14 protein-coding genes and 1 pseudogene are annotated in these 16,515 nt (G+C 61.3%); 3 read left to right on the plus strand and 12 right to left on the minus strand.

The window, feature by feature from the left end:
• Positions 1-42 precede the first annotated feature (42 nt).
• Positions 43-1,491 carry a chitinase gene (locus C2U40_RS10645; protein WP_103826840.1) on the minus strand — a complete coding sequence of 483 codons (1,449 nt, stop codon included), beginning with the start codon at positions 1,489-1,491 and terminating at the stop codon, positions 43-45.
• Positions 1,492-1,807: 316 nt separating this feature from the next.
• Positions 1,808-3,037: a methyltransferase gene (locus tag C2U40_RS10650; RefSeq protein WP_103826839.1), complete on the minus strand. Its 1,230-nt coding sequence runs from the start codon at positions 3,035-3,037 to the stop codon at positions 1,808-1,810.
• A gap of 225 nt (positions 3,038-3,262) precedes the next feature.
• On the opposite strand from C2U40_RS10650, the gene C2U40_RS10655 reads away from it, so the two are divergent.
• Both C2U40_RS10655 and C2U40_RS10670 read left to right on the plus strand, forming a co-directional pair.
• Positions 3,263-3,841, plus strand: a complete 579-nt coding sequence (locus tag C2U40_RS10655; protein ID WP_181014692.1) for a PhnA domain-containing protein — start codon at positions 3,263-3,265, stop codon at positions 3,839-3,841.
• Between the two features lie 671 nt (positions 3,842-4,512).
• Positions 4,513-5,790: a lipase family alpha/beta hydrolase gene (locus tag C2U40_RS10670; RefSeq protein ID WP_103826836.1), complete on the plus strand. Its 1,278-nt coding sequence runs from the start codon at positions 4,513-4,515 to the stop codon at positions 5,788-5,790.
• Positions 5,791-5,866: 76 nt separating this feature from the next.
• On the opposite strand, the gene C2U40_RS10675 is transcribed toward C2U40_RS10670, so the two are convergent.
• Entirely contained in the window at positions 5,867-6,754 is an 888-nt protein-coding gene (locus tag C2U40_RS10675; protein WP_103826835.1) for a PhzF family phenazine biosynthesis protein, read from the minus strand.
• 186 nt (positions 6,755-6,940) lie between these two features.
• On the opposite strand from C2U40_RS10675, the gene C2U40_RS10680 reads away from it, so the two are divergent.
• Positions 6,941-7,144: a hypothetical protein gene (locus tag C2U40_RS10680; protein WP_024946319.1), complete on the plus strand. Its 204-nt coding sequence runs from the start codon at positions 6,941-6,943 to the stop codon at positions 7,142-7,144.
• Between the two features lie 79 nt (positions 7,145-7,223).
• On the opposite strand, the gene C2U40_RS10685 is transcribed toward C2U40_RS10680, so the two are convergent.
• The 9 genes and pseudogenes from C2U40_RS10685 to mukB all read right to left on the minus strand — a co-directional run bounded on the left by C2U40_RS10685 (position 7,224) and on the right by mukB (position 16,507).
• Positions 7,224-8,054, minus strand: coding sequence for a hypothetical protein (locus tag C2U40_RS10685; protein ID WP_103826834.1), 831 nt, complete (start codon positions 8,052-8,054; stop codon positions 7,224-7,226).
• Entirely contained in the window at positions 8,051-8,560 is a 510-nt protein-coding gene (locus tag C2U40_RS10690) for a GNAT family N-acetyltransferase (protein ID WP_103826833.1), read from the minus strand. Before C2U40_RS10690 ends, C2U40_RS10685 begins: the two co-directional genes overlap by 4 nt.
• Positions 8,561-8,612: 52 nt before the next feature.
• Positions 8,613-9,098, minus strand: a complete 486-nt coding sequence (locus C2U40_RS10695) for a GNAT family N-acetyltransferase (protein ID WP_103826832.1) — start codon at positions 9,096-9,098, stop codon at positions 8,613-8,615.
• 109 nt (positions 9,099-9,207) lie between these two features.
• Entirely contained in the window at positions 9,208-9,684 is a 477-nt protein-coding gene (locus C2U40_RS10700; RefSeq protein ID WP_103826831.1) for a GNAT family N-acetyltransferase, read from the minus strand.
• A gap of 85 nt (positions 9,685-9,769) precedes the next feature.
• Positions 9,770-10,268, minus strand: a pseudogene (def, locus tag C2U40_RS10705) (peptide deformylase).
• A gap of 26 nt (positions 10,269-10,294) precedes the next feature.
• Positions 10,295-10,750 carry a GNAT family N-acetyltransferase gene (locus C2U40_RS10710; protein ID WP_077097512.1) on the minus strand — a complete coding sequence of 152 codons (456 nt, stop codon included), beginning with the start codon at positions 10,748-10,750 and terminating at the stop codon, positions 10,295-10,297.
• Positions 10,751-11,054: 304 nt separating this feature from the next.
• Positions 11,055-11,375 (minus strand): putative quinol monooxygenase, encoded by a 321-nt coding sequence (locus C2U40_RS10715; RefSeq protein ID WP_164927654.1) that lies wholly within the window; start codon positions 11,373-11,375, stop codon positions 11,055-11,057.
• Positions 11,376-11,509: 134 nt separating this feature from the next.
• Entirely contained in the window at positions 11,510-11,908 is a 399-nt protein-coding gene (locus C2U40_RS10720; protein ID WP_043161642.1) for a septal ring lytic transglycosylase RlpA family protein, read from the minus strand.
• A gap of 171 nt (positions 11,909-12,079) precedes the next feature.
• Positions 12,080-16,507 (minus strand): chromosome partition protein MukB, encoded by a 4,428-nt coding sequence (gene mukB / locus C2U40_RS10725; protein ID WP_103826830.1) that lies wholly within the window; start codon positions 16,505-16,507, stop codon positions 12,080-12,082.
• Between the last annotated feature and the right edge of the window lie 8 nt (positions 16,508-16,515).

Here is a 16,515-nt window from a genome sequence, read left to right on the forward strand (position 1 = left end):
GTGTTATCCATTGCCGAGTTTATTGACATCAGCCGCTTTACGCTATTTCGCCGGCACCAGCACCCAGGGATCACCCTTGCCCGGTTCATTGCCCTGGGTCCACCACTTGGCCTGATAGATGGCACCCTTGTAGCTCACCTTGTTGCCCGCCGTATAGACCTTGCTGGCACTCCAGGCCGCCACATCGCCCACGGGGGGATCGGTCGGATCAACCGGCGCAGGATCCAGTTTGGCCACTACCCGCACCTTGGGCCAGTTGGCGTGGGAGCCGTAGAAGTTGGTCACGCACTTCTCGTAATCCCCCGGCACCAGTGCCGAGTAGGCGGTCTGGAACCCCACCAGCTCACATTCGAACGAGTAGCCGCCGGGCCGATCCGGATAGTATTTCCAGTTGCCGTCCCAGTTGGTGTAGAGCACGTCGGTGGCGCCGTTGAGGTTGAGGCTGCCATAGGGGGTCTGCTGCCAGCAGGTGTTCTTCTCGTCGGCCTTGACGGGGATCTGATAGTGCTCGGCGAGCCCTTCCCAGTAGCGGATGCGGTTGACCGGCTGGCCCTTGTTCTTGTTCTGCTCGCCGCACTCGATGCCGCCATTGATGACGTTGATGGTGGTACCAAAGCCGTAGCCGATACCGGCGGCGATCTCGCGCTGGGAGGGCACCCAGGTGCGATCAATCACGTGCAGCATGGCGGGTTTGGGTGCCTGCGGGGTCAGGAAGAACCAGATGGCGGAGGCGAGGTTGAGCCAGGAGTCCGCCACCAGCCCGGGGTTGCTCAGCAACACGGACGCATCGCCGTCAAACATCGCCTCGGAGAAGGCGCCGTAGTTGAAGTGATAGGAGAGCTGCTTGGCACCGCGGCCAAAATAACCCTGGCCTGTGCTGCAGGGCCACTTCTTGTTCTGCCAGTCGTTCTGGCCGCAGCCGGTGGTGTAGCCGGTCTGCCCCTCCGACCAGCCCATCTCGCGCACGTGCACCAGCGCCTGCTGCCACTCCTCCAGCGCCAGCGGGTTGTCGGAGATATTCTCCTTGGCGATGTGACCGCCGGTTTCCTGGGCGAAATGGGCAAAGGCGGTGATGATGGATTTTTTGCAGATGGCATCGGCATCGCGGCCATCGGTATATTCGCCGCAAAAAGCCGGGAATTTACCGACCGCCCGCAAGAAGCGCTCATAGGTATATTCCGGCGCCGCCATCTGGGTTAAATAATCCCAATCCGACTCGGTGAATACCCGCTCGACCCGTTTGACGTTATCCGGATTACTGGCCGCCCTTGGCTTGATGGCATCGACAATGGTATTGGAACGTGTCGCCAACGCCTTTGCCCAAATCCCGTACATGGGATTGGCCGTCTTGGTTTTTTCAACCGCCGCCAGATCCGGGGCGGCAATGACATATCCACCGGCATTTTGCGGGTCGGGTTGAATATTCATGGCATAACTTGGCAATGCGCAGGCAGCCGCAACCAGCCAGGCACAATGTGTAGGCTTGAACATAACAGACAGTCCTTGTGTCAGAATAACGTCGGGATAAGAGTCGCCTCGAGAGTAATCCCCCAGGCCACTAAATTCACGATGAAAATTAAGAATATTATCGGAACTGTGAGCCAATTCACTCTGCCGGTTGGCGAGCATAAAATGCATTGTGAAGCGACGTGATGACGAGCCTTTCGGTTATATGAAAATAAACCGAAGAAAAATGAGAAAAGAGCGGTCACGCCGCTCTTTCAACGACACGATCGCCTCAACGGGAAGCACCAAAGGACAAACCGCACAGCGCTGCAACAGGCCCCGCCGCGACGAGGCCCGCCACTTATCCGTGCCGTGCTCGCACCGCGCGGATCAGGATATTGCGGGGGGTCATGGGCTTGTCGCAAAACTCGCCCACCTCCACCCGGTAGCCCTGCTCTTGCAGGAAGAGGGCGCGATCCAGCACCAGCCAGAGTTCCAGCGGGCGACGAAACAGGTGACGCACCAGCTCCATGCGGGCGACATCGCCATAGCGCGCCTCCCCCTTTGCCAGAAACCCGGCGTAGTCGAGGCCGGCCGGCAACACCATCCCCTTTCGCTCGGCGGCCCAGTCACAGAAATCCTCGAAGGTGCCAGTCAGCAGACTCTTTTGCATGTTGGGCACCGGCAGATACTCGTCCACCCCGCGCACCTGGCGCTGCAGGCAATCAAAGGCCAGCCGCCAGGCCACTTCCTGCTCACGCAGGCGGGCGATGCGGGCGCCGCCGGTGACCGTCTCCTGCAGCGGCAACTTCAGATCGCTCTTGGCAAGCTGCAGCACACTGGCCTTGGCCGGGCCGGAGAGCGGGCGGTAGTGGCTGGTGCGGATCAGGTGATAACAGCAGGGGGAGAGGGTCACCCCCTCGGCACCGCGCGCCGCCACCTGTTCAATCAGATGGGTATGCAGCTCGCCGCAGGCGTGCAGCGCCATGGCGTGATGGGCCGGGGCGATCAGCTGGGCGGTCTCATCGGCGAAAGCATCGGCACAGACAAATGCCATCCGGGCACCGTCGCGAGCGGCCAGCTGGCGCCCCTCTTCGCACAGTGGCTCCTGCAGCTCCAGGCTCAGCACCTCGGCTTGACGGTGCAGGGAGACCAGCCGCCCCAGGTGCCCCTTGCCCGCACACCACTCCAGATAGGGACCGCGGTGCGCGGGCAGACAAGCGGTGAAGGCTTCAATCTGGGCCTGCTTGCGCCCCGGCATGTACATCGCCACGGTCCGCTCGCACGGGATGGGCTCGGCTGTCAGGGTCGGCAGCGCACTCAGGGTATGTAGCGCTGACCCCTGCGGGATCCAGGGGGCCAGCAGCTCGCACAGGGCAGGCATGTCGCCATCGAGCCGCTCAATCTCGGCCAGCGACAGGGCATTGAGGCGCTCAGCCAGTGCAGGCGCTGCCTTGGCAAAGGCCAGGTCCAGGTGGTGGTAGGGTTGGTATTGCCACCAGTGCCGGGCTTCGCTCAGCAGTCGATCCAGTTGTTGAAAACGTTGAGCCAGCACGCATGCCCCTGTTCTGCCGTCAAAATGGAGGCTCATTCTAGCGATCCCGCGTCAAAAAGCACTCTCATCTATGCTGCGCTATCACAGCTGTTCTGCCATCCTCCTACGCCAACAGGCCCCGATGATGCCCCCGATGGCCGGCTGCGGGCCTGCGACCGGGCTTAGCCTGACAAAGAGCGGGGTTTTGTGGTATATTCCGCCCCTTCATTATCTTGGCCTGCCCATCGCGGGCCATTTTACCAACGTGAATGGAACCAAAACATGACCATCAATGCCATCCTGCAAGCGCGCGCGGGCGCCAAGTGTGAACTGTGCGGTGCCGAACAGGCGCTGACTGCCTTCGCGGTCCCCCACTCTCCGGCCAGCGATGATGATCACAGCGTTGCCCTGTGCGACACCTGCCGTGGCCAGCTGGAGCAGCCGGCGACCACAGTGGTCAACCACTGGCGTTGCCTGGGCGACAGCATGTGGAACCAGGTACCTGCGGTACAGGTCATGGCGTGGCGCCAGTTGAAGAACCTCTCCGCTCAAGGCGAGGTCTGGGCCCAGGACATGCTGGACATGATGTACATGGAAGAAGAGACCAAGGCCTGGGCCGAAGCGGGCATGGCCAGCGACGATGACGACAGCGTGCCCACCATTGACTCCAACGGCGCCGTATTGGTCGAAGGTGACTCAGTTACCCTGATCAAGGATCTGGACGTCAAGGGCGCGGGCTTCACCGCCAAGCGCGGCACCCTGGTGAAGGGCATCCGCCTCACCAACAACCCGCTGCACATCGAAGGCAAGGTCAACGGTGTGCAGATCGTGCTGGTCGCCGCCTACCTGAAAAAGGCCTGATCGCCCTCAGCCCTGCTAGCAAGAGCGCCCCACGGGGCGCTTTTTTTGTGCCTGCCGATTGCCCGCCATCCCCCTCTTCTTGCCGCGGACCGTCGGGACACAAGGCCCTACGCCGGCATGCTGTCTGCCGTTATTTTGAGCGAAAAGTTGGTGTCATCAGCAACCCTGTGGCACTCTGGCGTTTCATGGACTGACCTACCCCCGACACCGCAAGTGTCATTACTGCAAAAGGAGCACGCCAGATGGCCAAAGTCAGCAAGAAAGAGATCAAGCAGAAGATTGCCGCCCGCCTTGAGAAAATTGCCAAGCACGAGAGCAAGATCAAGAAGCTGAAGAAAGCCCTGAAATAAGGGCTGGCAGCATAAAAAAACCGCCTGATGGCGGTTTTTTTATGGCGACATCAGTCACAAGTCACGTTCAATGGCCATGCTTGCCATCCCCTGGCCAGTACCAATACCTCCTGCTCCAGCCACCGACCCTGTCCAATCAGATGCATAAGCGCCTCTGCCAGCGGATTGCCCTGCCCGCCGGGCAGCGTACTAGGTAGCCTTCTCGCCAAGAACCGCCGGCGCGTCACTGGCAAACTCGGGGTAAACGGCGCAAGCTGGTTGTCATACTGCCGCCCTGCTACCGGGCGGGAGCAGGCCGGCGATACCTTCACAGGGGCTTTCATGACGCAACCAACAGCACCGCAACCCGCCTCCTCCTGGCAGCTTGCGGACATTCGCGAGCTGACCCGGCTGTTCATTCAGGCCCTGCCTGCGACGATACAGCTCACCGAGGCCGTCCATCAGGCGGTATTGAGCGGCATGGGCTTCAAGGGGCGGGAGGAAGGAAAGACGGCGGGGATCACCGGACTGGTTTACAAGGGGGTATATGGCGCTGCCAGCGCGCTGGGCACCGGTATCCATGCCCTGCTTACCCATCTGCCGCCAGCCCCGCCTTTGCAGCAAATTCCCGACACGCCCAGCCGCGCGGCCCTGCTCGCCACCCTCAATGGCGTGATGGGGGACAAGCTGGTCGAGAGTCACAATGCCCTGGCCACCCCCATGACCCTGCGTTATCTCGGCAAGCCCCTGAGCTGGCAGACCCTGCCGGCGCCACTGCCCCCTCGCGGGCGGGTGCTGCTGATGGTGCACGGGCTGTGCATGAACGATCTGCAGTGGCAGACCCGGCATCAGGATGCGCCGGTCAATCACGGGGAGATGCTGGCCAAGGCACTGGGTTACGTCCCCATCTATGTGCGCTACAACTCGGGCCTCTCCATCGTGCAGAACGGTCAAGCACTGGCCCGTCAGCTGGAACAACTGGCGACCCACTGGCCCGGCGGTCTTGGCGAGATCAGCGTGCTGGCCTACAGCATGGGCGGGCTGGTGATCCGCAGCGCCTGTCACAGCGCCGACCTGGCCGCCCATGCCTGGCCGGCTCATCTTAAAAACCTGTTATTTCTTGGCACGCCCCATCATGGTGCACCGCTCGAATCCGCCGGCCACTGGCTGGAGCAACTGCTGCCGGCGACTGCCTACAGCGAGCCGTTCGTCAGGCTGGCACAGCTGCGCAGCGTCGGTATCAAGGATCTGCGCCACGGCAAGGTGATGGATTCATCCCCTGCCCGGAATCCTCCTTCTTCCCCCTTGGCCGATCCTCGTGCGCCATTGCCCCTGCCCGGCGGAGTGCGCTGTTTTGCCATTGCGGCCACCACGGCGGCCAAACGCAGCGTGCTGGCAGATCGGTTGATTGGCGATGGTCTGGTGCCCCTGCGCAGTGCCCTTGGCCTGCATGACGAGGCACGCCACCAGCTGGCCTTTCTCCCCGCCCGTACCATGATTGCCTATCGCACCAGCCACATGGCGCTGCTCGGCAGCCCGCAGGTGGCTCGCCAACTGCTGCACTGGCTACAGAGCGATCACCAGGAGCAGAGCCCATCTGAGGAGCACGACCCGCAATAGGCCGACACTGCCATTCCGGTTATCTTCGACATAAAGTAAAAAACCGCCAGCCGGCGGTTTTTTCATTGTCTGGCGATTACATTAGGCGGGCGCGGCCAAATACGCGGATTGAGCTGCCGGGTTCGGGGGGGATCTCGGCATGCAGGTGCGACGCCATCCCCATATCCTCCCCTTGAAAGAGATCGATGATGCCGCCGTGGGGCCAGTGCAGATCCCGCAGGTAACCGGCAAAGGCCGCAGTGGCGGCACCGGTGGCGGGATCCTCATACACGCCACCATAGGCAAAGGGGTTGCGGGTATGAAACAGCTGCTCGCGGGCAGCATACGCCAGCAAGATGGTGACCAGCCCCGCTTGCTGCATCAGGGTCCGTCCCTCGGCCATCTGGTAGTGCATGGCCGCCAGGGCGGCGCGACTATTGAGCGCCAGCACCAGGTGATCGGCGCCGCCATGAATGAGGGCCGGTGGAATACGGGGATCCAGATCTGCCTGGGTATAACCAAACAGTGCCAGCGCGGCCATCACCAATTCGGCAGGGGCTGGTTTGCTGCGGGTGGGGGGCGATTGCAGCGCTGCCTGCCACTCCCCTTCCCCGTCCAGCCAGCTCGAGACCGAGATGGTGGCTTGATTGAGTTGCAGCTGATACTCGCCGGCGCCAACCCGGCGGGCCAGCGCCACCCCGAGGGCAATGGTGGCGTGACCGCAAAACGGCACCTCGGCGGCAGGAGAGAAATAGCGAACCCGCCACTGCCGCGGGCCAGCCTGCTCATCCACCGACTTTGCGGGCATGGGCAAGGGCGCGGCGAACGCGGTCTCCGAAAAACCCACCTCGGTGGCGATGCGCTGCATCTCTTCGACACCGGGCAGCTGCGGCCCCAGCCAGACCCCGGCCGGATTGCCGCCCTTGGCACCGGTGGAGAAGGCGGCAATGCGCACCAACTCAGGTTCCCACTCACGCTCTGTCATCGCTCGCTCCTGACTGTCGCCGACATGATTGGCCTGCACTTGCCACAGGCCGCTTTCCATAAGATAGCGAGACCGCCGCGGCCGGTAAATTAAATGGTGCGCGGGTGCCGCTTGGGCGCCGCAGATCCGGGCCACAGCAGCTACGTTTGATGCGTGTCTGTATAAGGTCCTGTTGTGGAGCACCCTATGTATTCTTACACCCTCACCTTCAAGGAGGAGGTCGACAAGCTGACCGCCCCCGAACATGAAATCAGCCTGCACACTCCTGCCCAGGCCGGTGATTTCATCATCCTCTCCGATGGCAGCCGTCATCAGGTGATGTTTGTCACCCACCGCGCCCACTACAGCAGCCTCTATCTCGACAAGGGGGTTCGAGTGCCGCAGGGCTAGCGAAAGCCATCAGCGATTACAGCTAACAAAAGCGCGGCTCTTGGCCGCGCGTTGAACGTTCCGGGCAGATCACGGGATATCAGAGCACCTTGATCACCGGCTGGTGCATGATGGCAACCTCGTTCTGATAAACCACCAACTCGCCCGGCGGCATGCCCCGTTCACCCAAAACGGTCACGGCGCACTCGTAGCGGTAAGGGCCGCTGGTGAATAGATAGGTGTGGTTGCCTCCCGTGCCCTCCACCCTGACGGTGCCATTGCTGAGCACCAGGTCCGGCTTGTCGCTGAGCGCCTTGCCCTTGGCCCAGGAGGCATAGCGATAACGGCCGTCACCCAGCTCGTCGATGCGAATGGTAAATTTCTCGGTCTGCCACATCAGCGCAGGGCGCTGGTACTCCCGCAGACCGGGATAAAGATCGCTTTTCTGTTTGGCGACAAGCTCGGCCTTGCGTTTTGCAGCCTGCGCCGTCTGATGATTGATGCCAATCACCTTGCCATCAAAATCCAGCCACACCTCGCCACTGCCCAGCATGATGCCGCGCCAGCCCATGGCCTGCCAATCCTGCCCGACCCGGGAGCTGGCGATGCTGTTTAAAAGGGCGTCATCAAACACCTCGTCGAAACGGGCCACCATCTCGGACGGGCTCTTGATGACCGGGATGGGATACTCCTGCTTGAAGGGGTATTTGATCTGACGGGCAAGGGACTGTGGATCCCGCGCCTTGGCGGCATCGATCACCTTCTGTACCAGAGGGCGATACTCGGCGCCGAGCTGCGGCTCCTCGGCATAAGCTGGCGCCATGGTCAGCAGCCAGCCCAGCAGCGACACCAGCACAAGCAACGCCCCGCTGTGCACACGTCTTGACGACCAAGCGACGTTCAAGGAAACCTGCCACTGCATCTTGCTCATGCCCCCTCCTCAATCAGCTTGGCCATCATATATTCATCGACATATGCACCATCGACTCTCATCGTATTACGTTTGACCCCTTCCACCTCGAATCCGCAGGCACGGTATAGCGCGCAAGCCCGGGCATTGTGACACATGACGCTCAACTCCATACGGGTAAAGCCGTGCGCCCTGGCCCACGCCTCCATCGCAGACATCATCTTTTTGCCAAAGCCCTGTCCAGTTGCAGAGAGTTGAATACCGATAACGCAATACAGTACATGTTTGTTGCGATTTGCCGGTTGACCGATGCCGACAATAAAACCTGCAATCTCGTCATGCTCCGACAGTAACAGCATGACTTTGTTGTTTGCATCGACAAACGAGGCCAATATTTGAGCTTGCTCGACCTCAGTCGTGGTGCGCTCACCCGGCTCATAGAGCATAAAGGTTGTTTCATTGTCGAGTCTGTTCATCAAGGCCAGTAGGTTATCTGCATCCGATACCCGGACTTGTCTCACTTCCATCTATTTTCCCCTCCATGGGACTTTGTTTTTCCCGTTCAAATACGGCTACTGATCACGCAGGATCCGGCAACCAATATTCATAGAAATCTGTCTCGGCATGCTTGGGGTTTGGCCCCCGATATTGCCACCCGCTGCGCCGATAGAAACGCAGCGCCCGCGGGTTGAGACGGCTGACCGACAACACCACTCGCCGGCAGCCAGCCTGCCACAAGGTGCGGCCGATATATTGCAGCAGCAGATCGGCCATGCCTTGACCACGAGCCTGTGGCGTCAAATAGATCAGGTATATGTAGCCGGTTTCCGGTTCGGCTGAGACAGTGCAAAACTCCAGCTGCCCCACTATCTCGCCCCCCTGCCAGACATGCAGATAATGCCACTCCTGGCTGGTCAGCCTCGTCGCCATTCGCTCCCGATAGCCCGCCAGAAACTCGTCAAATCCGTCGTCTCGATGGAAGCTGCAAACATAGGCGTCCCGGCGGGACGCCACACAAAACCCATAGTCACGCGCCAGGTTTATTTTTTTGAATTCGAGGTGCATGTGCCATCCTTGTCACTTTGCGGTGGCCAAACGACAGGTGCTCAAACCGTGTCGATATGTCAAAACACGTTATTCAGCACATTGGCAAACAGGCAAATTAGATCTGCCGTCAGCAAGCTGCAAACCAGCTCTCAACCGACAGAAAATAGGTGGTGAACACCAGCCCTGAGAGGTGCGTCTGCTCTACCCGGCTCGCCTTGCTGGCCAGTGCAGCATAAGCGGGACGACTGTCAAGCAGATGAAAGCGGACTTCGGTATGCCCCATCTCCCGTGCCCAGCACATCATCTCCCTGAAGATGACGATGCCGGCCCCCCAGTGGGCCTGACCGATGACGATGGCCAGCTCGACGCCATCCTCATCCGGTTGTATCCCGCACCACCCAGCCAGCTGCCCATGAATCAACACGGCTTGAACACGACACCCCGGCTGCTGGTTGATCCGCATTTTGTCGTCCATCCAGTGCCCAACCCCTTGCAGATCGAAACATGGGTGATCAATCAGGTGTTTTCTGAGCGTCGCGTCGTTAAGCAGCGGCAGAAAATCCGGGGCCTGCACATCGTCAAAATGCTTGAATTGCAATGTCATAAATCAGCCTCAACCTTTCTTGCACGCGTAAAACAGAGTCCAGCGCCAGGCGTTTTCGACATCACATAGACCATGACCATCCACGTCACTGCCCTCGCTGTTTTTTCACCTTCTTCAACGCCATCTTGCGCTTTAGCGGCGAGAGATAATCGATAAACACCTTGCCCTGCAGGTGATCGATCTCATGCTGCATCACGATGGCCAGAAAATCGCAGCTCTTTACCGTGATAGGCACGCCATGGCGATCCAGTGCCAACACCACCACCGAGCCGTAACGCTCAACATCGGCATAATAATCCGGCACGGACAGACACCCCTCTTGGCCAAACGCCGGTTCGGTACCGCTTATCACTTGCGGATTGATCAACACCAGCGGCTGATCCCGTTTTTCCGACAGGTCGATGATGACCATGGCCTCCTTGCGCCCCACTTGCGTGGCCGCCAGACCAATACCATTGTCGGTGGCATAGAGGGTCTCCAGCATGTCATCGATCAGGCCTTGCACGGCCGCAATATCCTCAACCGGCTCGGCCTTTGATGCCCAATCGCGGGTCGGGAACCGTTAAAATATCCAGCATTGCCATGAGGGCTCTCCGTCAACCATTAGTACCTACAACTCTTCTCTCGTCACCGGCCGAGACAAGGAGACGAACGCCGGTTCTTCCGCTACCACCTGATAACCGAGGCGCCGATAAAACCCTATCGCCCTCTGATTGGCGCTAAAGCTCGACAAGGTCACCCGGAGTCTCCCCTCAGATTCCGCTTCGCGATGCAGCCGCGCCATGACGGCAGAACCAAGTTGCCGGCCCTGATGGCGAGGGAAGATGATCAGCAGATGGACGTGCAGCGCATCGTCGTATGCCTTGCAGCAGAGCAGGCCGACTCGCTCGCTCCCTGCCAGGATCCACGAGAACCAGTGCGGCTCATATTCGCTGGTCAACCGCTCACGCTGCATCTCGTCATCCCAGCCAAACACCGCCTCGACATAGGGAAAGATCCCCTCTTTGACGGCCGCAAAACGCTGTTCAAACTCACTTGGCGCTATCCCCGCCAGTTCGATCTCCATCCCGCCTCCTCGGCTCAACCATCTTGGCGGCCTGATGACTACCCTGGTCAGAGCGCCCACCCGCCATGGCGGTCATGTCGCTTGGCCCAATGTTGATTTTCATTTGGGTATCTTAGCGGACAATCTGGAGATGAAAAGACGGCAGGCATAAACAGGCGGGATAAGAGCAATAAGCCCCGATCAACCTCTCGGTAGAGGATGCAGAGACGCAGACCAGGGGGGCCATAATGGGATGTGATGGAATAGCGTCCGGGGCGACATCGGAGCATGAGTAAAAGCCGGGCCAGCCGTGGGCCCGACTAATTTAGGCGTGGCTCACCTCCTCCATAAAAATCAGCCGCAGCGGCTCTGCCAGCAGTGCCTCCGCCTCGGCGGCAAAGGCCTGGAAATAGTCCGTCTGGCAGTGGCTGTCCAGCGCAGCCTGATTGACGAACGCCTCGCGCATGTAGAAGGTGCCCGGCTCGTCCTGCAATTCAAACAGCACGTAATCCAGGTTGCCCGGCTCACGCCGCGTCGGCGCAATGAGCTTTAGCAGCTCGCGGCGCAGTGGCTCTCTCATGCCGGCGCGGGCTTTCAGCACGGCGATGGACACCCGTTTCTCTTCACTCATCTTGGTCTGCTCCATTTTCTCAAGGGTAAGCAAAGGGGCCCCAATCCGGGCGCCACCTTCGCGTCGAGCAGCAGTGTAAGAGGGGCGGCCTGGCGGGATATAGCCGGGCAGGATGGACACTCTGTTCAAGCCACTGAAGGAATCAGCGCCTAGAGCGCCTCTATCTTCACCTTGATAAGCCCGGTGCGGGGATTGCCGATGGCGCTGAAGGCCGCTTTGGAGAGATCGATGATGCGCCCGCGCGGGAAATTACCCCTGTCGTTGACCCTGACCACCACGCTCTTGCCGTTGGCGAGGTTGGTGACCCGCACCATGGCGCCGAAGGGCAACTCCATGTGAGCGGCGGTGTTGGCGTGGCGCTGATAAGGCTCACCGCTGGCGGTGCGCTTGTTGTGGTAGCGATCGGCGTAGTAGGAAGCGAGCCCTGTCTCGCTATAGCCGCGCCAGCTGCCGCCGTGGCTCTCGTCATAGCGGCTGCTGCAGGCGGCCAGCAGCACAGTGAGCGACAGCAGCAGCCCCTTTCGCAAAAATTGCCCCTTTTCAACCATGTGCCTTGTCCTTGCTCCCCTGCGGGGTTGTCGATGCCAATTAAGCGGTAGCGGGCATGAGCGAACCGGCGTGGTGCCGGCCAGCCATGGCCGCGCCGCTACTTTGCCACAGTTTCCAAACAAAACGGGAGGCCAAGCCTCCCGTTTTCATACCTTATCCGTCAGCCTCTGTCAGGCGATGAGCTTGTCGTCGCTAAAGCCAAAACCGCGCAGCCCCACCACATGCACGTGCTCGTGCTTGCCCTGTACCTTGCGGATGAGCTTGTAGGTAGTGCCCTTCTCGGGGCTGATGTTCTCGGGCGCGGCGATAAGCAGCTGCATATCCTGCCGCTCGCACAGCTCGAACAGGGTGGCGATGGACTTGCCATCCAGACGGGCCGCTTCGTCGAGGAAGAGCAGACGGCACGGAGCGATGTCCTTGCCGCGCAGACGGCGGGACTCCTCCTCCCAGCTGATCAGCACCATCAAGAGGATGGCCTGACCGGTACCGATCGCCTCGCCGGTGGAGAGCGCGCCGCTCTCGGCCCGCAGCCAGCCATCGGCCCCGCGCTGCACCTCGATCTCCAGCTCCAGGTAGTTGCGATAGTCGAGCAGCACGTCGCCCATCACCTGATAGCTGCGATCCCCCTGCTCCACTTGCGGGTTGAGGCGCTGGAACAGCTTGGCCATCGCCTCGGAGAAGCTGAGCTCCTTGTCGGCGAACAGATCGTTGTGCATGGCGGTCTGGTCAGCCAGCGCCGTCAGCAGACGGGTGTGGGCCTCGCGGATATTGACGTTGAGGCGTACCCCGCGCACCAGACCGAAGGCGATGTTCTGCAAGCCCTGGTTGAGCACCCGGATGCGGTTCTGCTCGCGGCGGATGATGTTGGTGATCTTGGCCGCCACCTCGTGGGAAGAAAGCGACAGATGGGTTTCCCGCTGCTTGAGCTCGTCAGCGAGACGGGCCAGCTCGATCTCCATCTCTTCGATCGCCTCGACCGGATCATCAGAGCGGATGATGTCGTTGCGGATGCGATCCTTGAGGTAGCGGTAGACCTGCACATAGAAAGCGACCTTCTGCTCGGTGCTGCGGTTGCCCTCCGACAGTCGCAGCGCATCGCGCAGGGCCTCGTCGTGGGCTACCGCCACCCGCAGGGCGCCGAGGGCCTTGTCCGACATGGAACGCAACTCGTCGCTGTCAAGGTACGCTAGTTCGCGCTTGTTGAGGCGCTTCTCGACGTCGGTCTCCCGCGCCAGTCGCACCACCCGCGACCAGCTCGCCTTGTGGCCCACCAGGGATTTACGGGCGCTGTAGTAATCCTTGCCTTCCAGCTTGAGACGACCGCCAAGGGATTCGATTTCGCGCTTGGTTACCTGCAACTGGGCCTCGGCGCTGGTGCGACGGGAACGGGTGCGGATCAGCAGCTCTTCAATCTCTTTCTTGTGGGCACGCGCCTTCTCTTCCATATCGTCAGAGAGGGTCAGGCCCATGGCCGCCAGCTCCTGCTCGAACTCGGTCAGGGTCTGGCGCTTGGCCGAGGCGCTGGAATCGAGGGCGGTGCGCAGCTGCAACGCCTCGGTGTGGCGCTGGGCAATCTGCTTGTGCTGCTCGCCAGCGGTGCGGGCCGCCAGCTCGGCCGCTTTCAGCTTCTCTTTGAGTCGCTCGCTCATCTCGGACGCCTTGCCCAGCAGGTCTTGCGCATCCTGATAGGCAAAGTGCGGCAGGCGGGCCACCAGCTGATCGAGGGCGTAGCAACGGCGCTTCTGCTCGGCCAGCAGATCGCTCACCTCATCGTAAGCTGCCTGCAGCGTCGCAAGATCCTGCGGATCCTGACGCAGCACCTGCACCATGGTTTCCAGCTTTTCCAGCGACTTACCGTGTTTGGCGATAAAGGCTTCGGCCTGTTTCAGGGCCTCCACATCGGCGTGAGCCGCCTCGAGGCGAACTGCAAGGTCTGTCTCGGCAAACAGGTGGGCAAAGGGCAGCATCCCCTGCACCAGCTGGATATGACGGGTCAGCTGGGCACCGGCCGCTTTGGCCTCGGCCAGCTGCTTGTCACACTCGCTGATGGTTCCTTGCAGCGCGCGCAGTTCGGCCTGTTTGGCCTGCACTTCCGCTTCGGGGTCGGGGCGGAAGGCGATATCCAGGTGCTGGCCGATAAAGTCGCGGAAGTGACCGTAGAGACGGTGGTACTTCTGCTGCTCGAAGGCGGCCTTGGCGTAACCCTCGATGAGGCCTTCGCGCTCAAGGTCGAGCTGCTCGATCCGTTTTTCCCGGGCGGCGCGGCCAAACAGCGGCAGCTCGGGATAGCGGGAGAAGCGCACCTGACGCTTGCTGGTGCGCACCAGCACGGCGTCCCCCAGCTCGTCCGCTTCTACCAGATCCTCGTCAAAGGAGTCGGGGTTGCCCTGAATGAGGTAGATATCTTCCGGGCAATCTTCCAGCTTTTTCAGCCGCTCGATGGCCCCTTCAAGGTCCAGCACCACCAGGGCGCTGCGGGCCGGGCCGTAAAGCGCCGAGTAGTAAGGGGCATCGTCGATGGAGATGTCGTCATAGACATCGGAGAGCAGCACGCCCCCCACCTGCTCGGCGATGCGGGCCAGGCGCGGATCCGCCTCGCCAGCCCCCAGCTGCAGGTTGCGAATTTGCAGCTCCAGCGCCTGTTTCTGCGCCGCGATGCGGTTGCTCTCCTGCTCGAACTCGCGCTCCTTGTCGAGCACGCTCTGCATGCCGGAAGAAAGTTCTTCGGCGGTGGTGAGCGGCAGACCGCTCTGCTCGCGCAGCTGCTCGAGTTTTTCAAAGGATTTCAGCCAGCGCGGAGCCAGCTTGGTGAGCTCCGCGATATCGCGACCCAGCTGGGTGCCCTGATGCTCGAGGCTGGCGCGGCGCTGGTTCACCTCCGCCTGCTGCTCGGAGAGCTCCTCCTGACGGGTGCGCTGGGCTTCGAGGAAGATCTCCAGCTCGTCCTGGCTCGCGATCAGCTGGCCAGAGGCCTGCTGCAGCTCGTCACGCAAGCGCAGCAGCGCCTGCTGGCTTTCGCTCTCTTTCTCGAGGCGAGCCAGCGCGGCGCGCAGCCCCTGCCCCTGGGCGATGCGGGCCTTGTCTTCGATGTGACGCTTGAGCAGCGCCTGCGCGGTGGGCCAGACGGCCTCGCGCACTGTTTCCGGAGCGATGCTCAAGAGCAGCGCCAGCGCCGCTTCGTGCTCGGCCACCGCCGCCTTGGCCAGCGCCAGCTGCTGCTCGGCCCCCAGCACCCGGCTGGTGAGGCTCTGCTCGGCGGCGCGGAACTGGTGCAGGGTGTCGCTCGCCTGTTCGGCGCCGAGCCCCGGCAGCTCGCACTGCTCGCGGGCAGTCTCCAGCGCCTGCACCGCCTGACGGTACTGGATGGCGCGGGTCTGCTGGATATCCAGCGCCTGCTGGTAATCGGCCAGCTGGGTCTTGAGGCTGTCGACTTCTGCCTGCGCCAGCTCCTTGCGCTCTTCCACCTCCAGCAGCTGGCCGTGGATCTCCTCCACGATCGCCTGCTGCTGCTCCAGCTTGTCGACCAGCTCAGCCAGATCGGCGCGGTACATCTCGATCTTCTTCTGCAAGCTGACCGCTGCCATCACCTTGGCCAGGTGCTCGGCGGCCGATTCCAGCTCGTCAGTCAGCAGTTTCTCACGGTTGGTGAGCTGCTCCACCTCGTCAGCCAGATAGATGGCGCGCTGTTTCTCCTCGGCCAGCAGGCGACGCTTGCCTGTCAGCTCCTGGCGGGCCTTGAGGGCCAGCTCGGAGAGACGGTTCTTCTCGGCGGCGTTGCGCACATAGTCGGCCGCCACATAGTGGGTGGTCTCGGTAATGAGGTTCTTGAACAGATCCCGCTGACCCTGGGTCTCCTTGATCGCTTCCAGGGTGCGGCGGTTCTCGTAGATGGCCGCCTCCATGTCCTGGAAGGCCTTGCGCACGCCGGAGTTCTCCGGCAGCAGGTATTCACGCAGGGAGCGGCTGATGGACGAAGAGATACCGCCGTAGAGAGAGGCTTCGATCAGGCGATAGAACTTGCCGCGATCCTTTTGATCACGCAGCTTCTTCGGGGTGATGCCGAACTCGAACATGAAGTTGTGATAGTCGGTCACCGTATTGAACTTGGCGACTTTCAGCGCCCCCAGCTCCGCGGCGGCCCCTTTCAGATCGGCGAAGGCACGTACCCGCCCCTTGCCGTCATCGAGCTTCTCCAGCAGCAGATCGGTGGGTTGCAACTGCTCCGGCACATCTACCAGCGCGAACGGGGTGATGTTGACCTTGTTGTCACGGTTGGCCACCTGCTCGAGGTGAACGCCGACCCAGATCCGTTGCTCGCGGCTGTTCATTACTTCCAAAAGGGAGTAGCAGTGGCCGCGCTGCAGCTTGCCGTAGAGCCCCTTGTCGCGAGACGCGCTGCTGGAGCCCGCTTCCGTGGTATTGCGGAAATGGAGCAGCGACTGGTCGGGAATGAGCGCCGCGATAAAGGCCGCCATGGTGGTGGACTTGCCCGCGCCGTTGCCGCCGGACAGGGTAGTGACCAGCTGGTCGAGATCGAAGGTGCGGGCGAAGAAGCCGTTCCAGTTGACCATGGTCAGGGATTTGAATTTGCCTCTCACGACTTTGC

Origin of the sequence: Aeromonas sp. ASNIH4, assembly GCF_002934425.1 — a bacterium.
Lineage (GTDB): Bacteria > Pseudomonadota > Gammaproteobacteria > Enterobacterales > Aeromonadaceae > Aeromonas > Aeromonas hydrophila.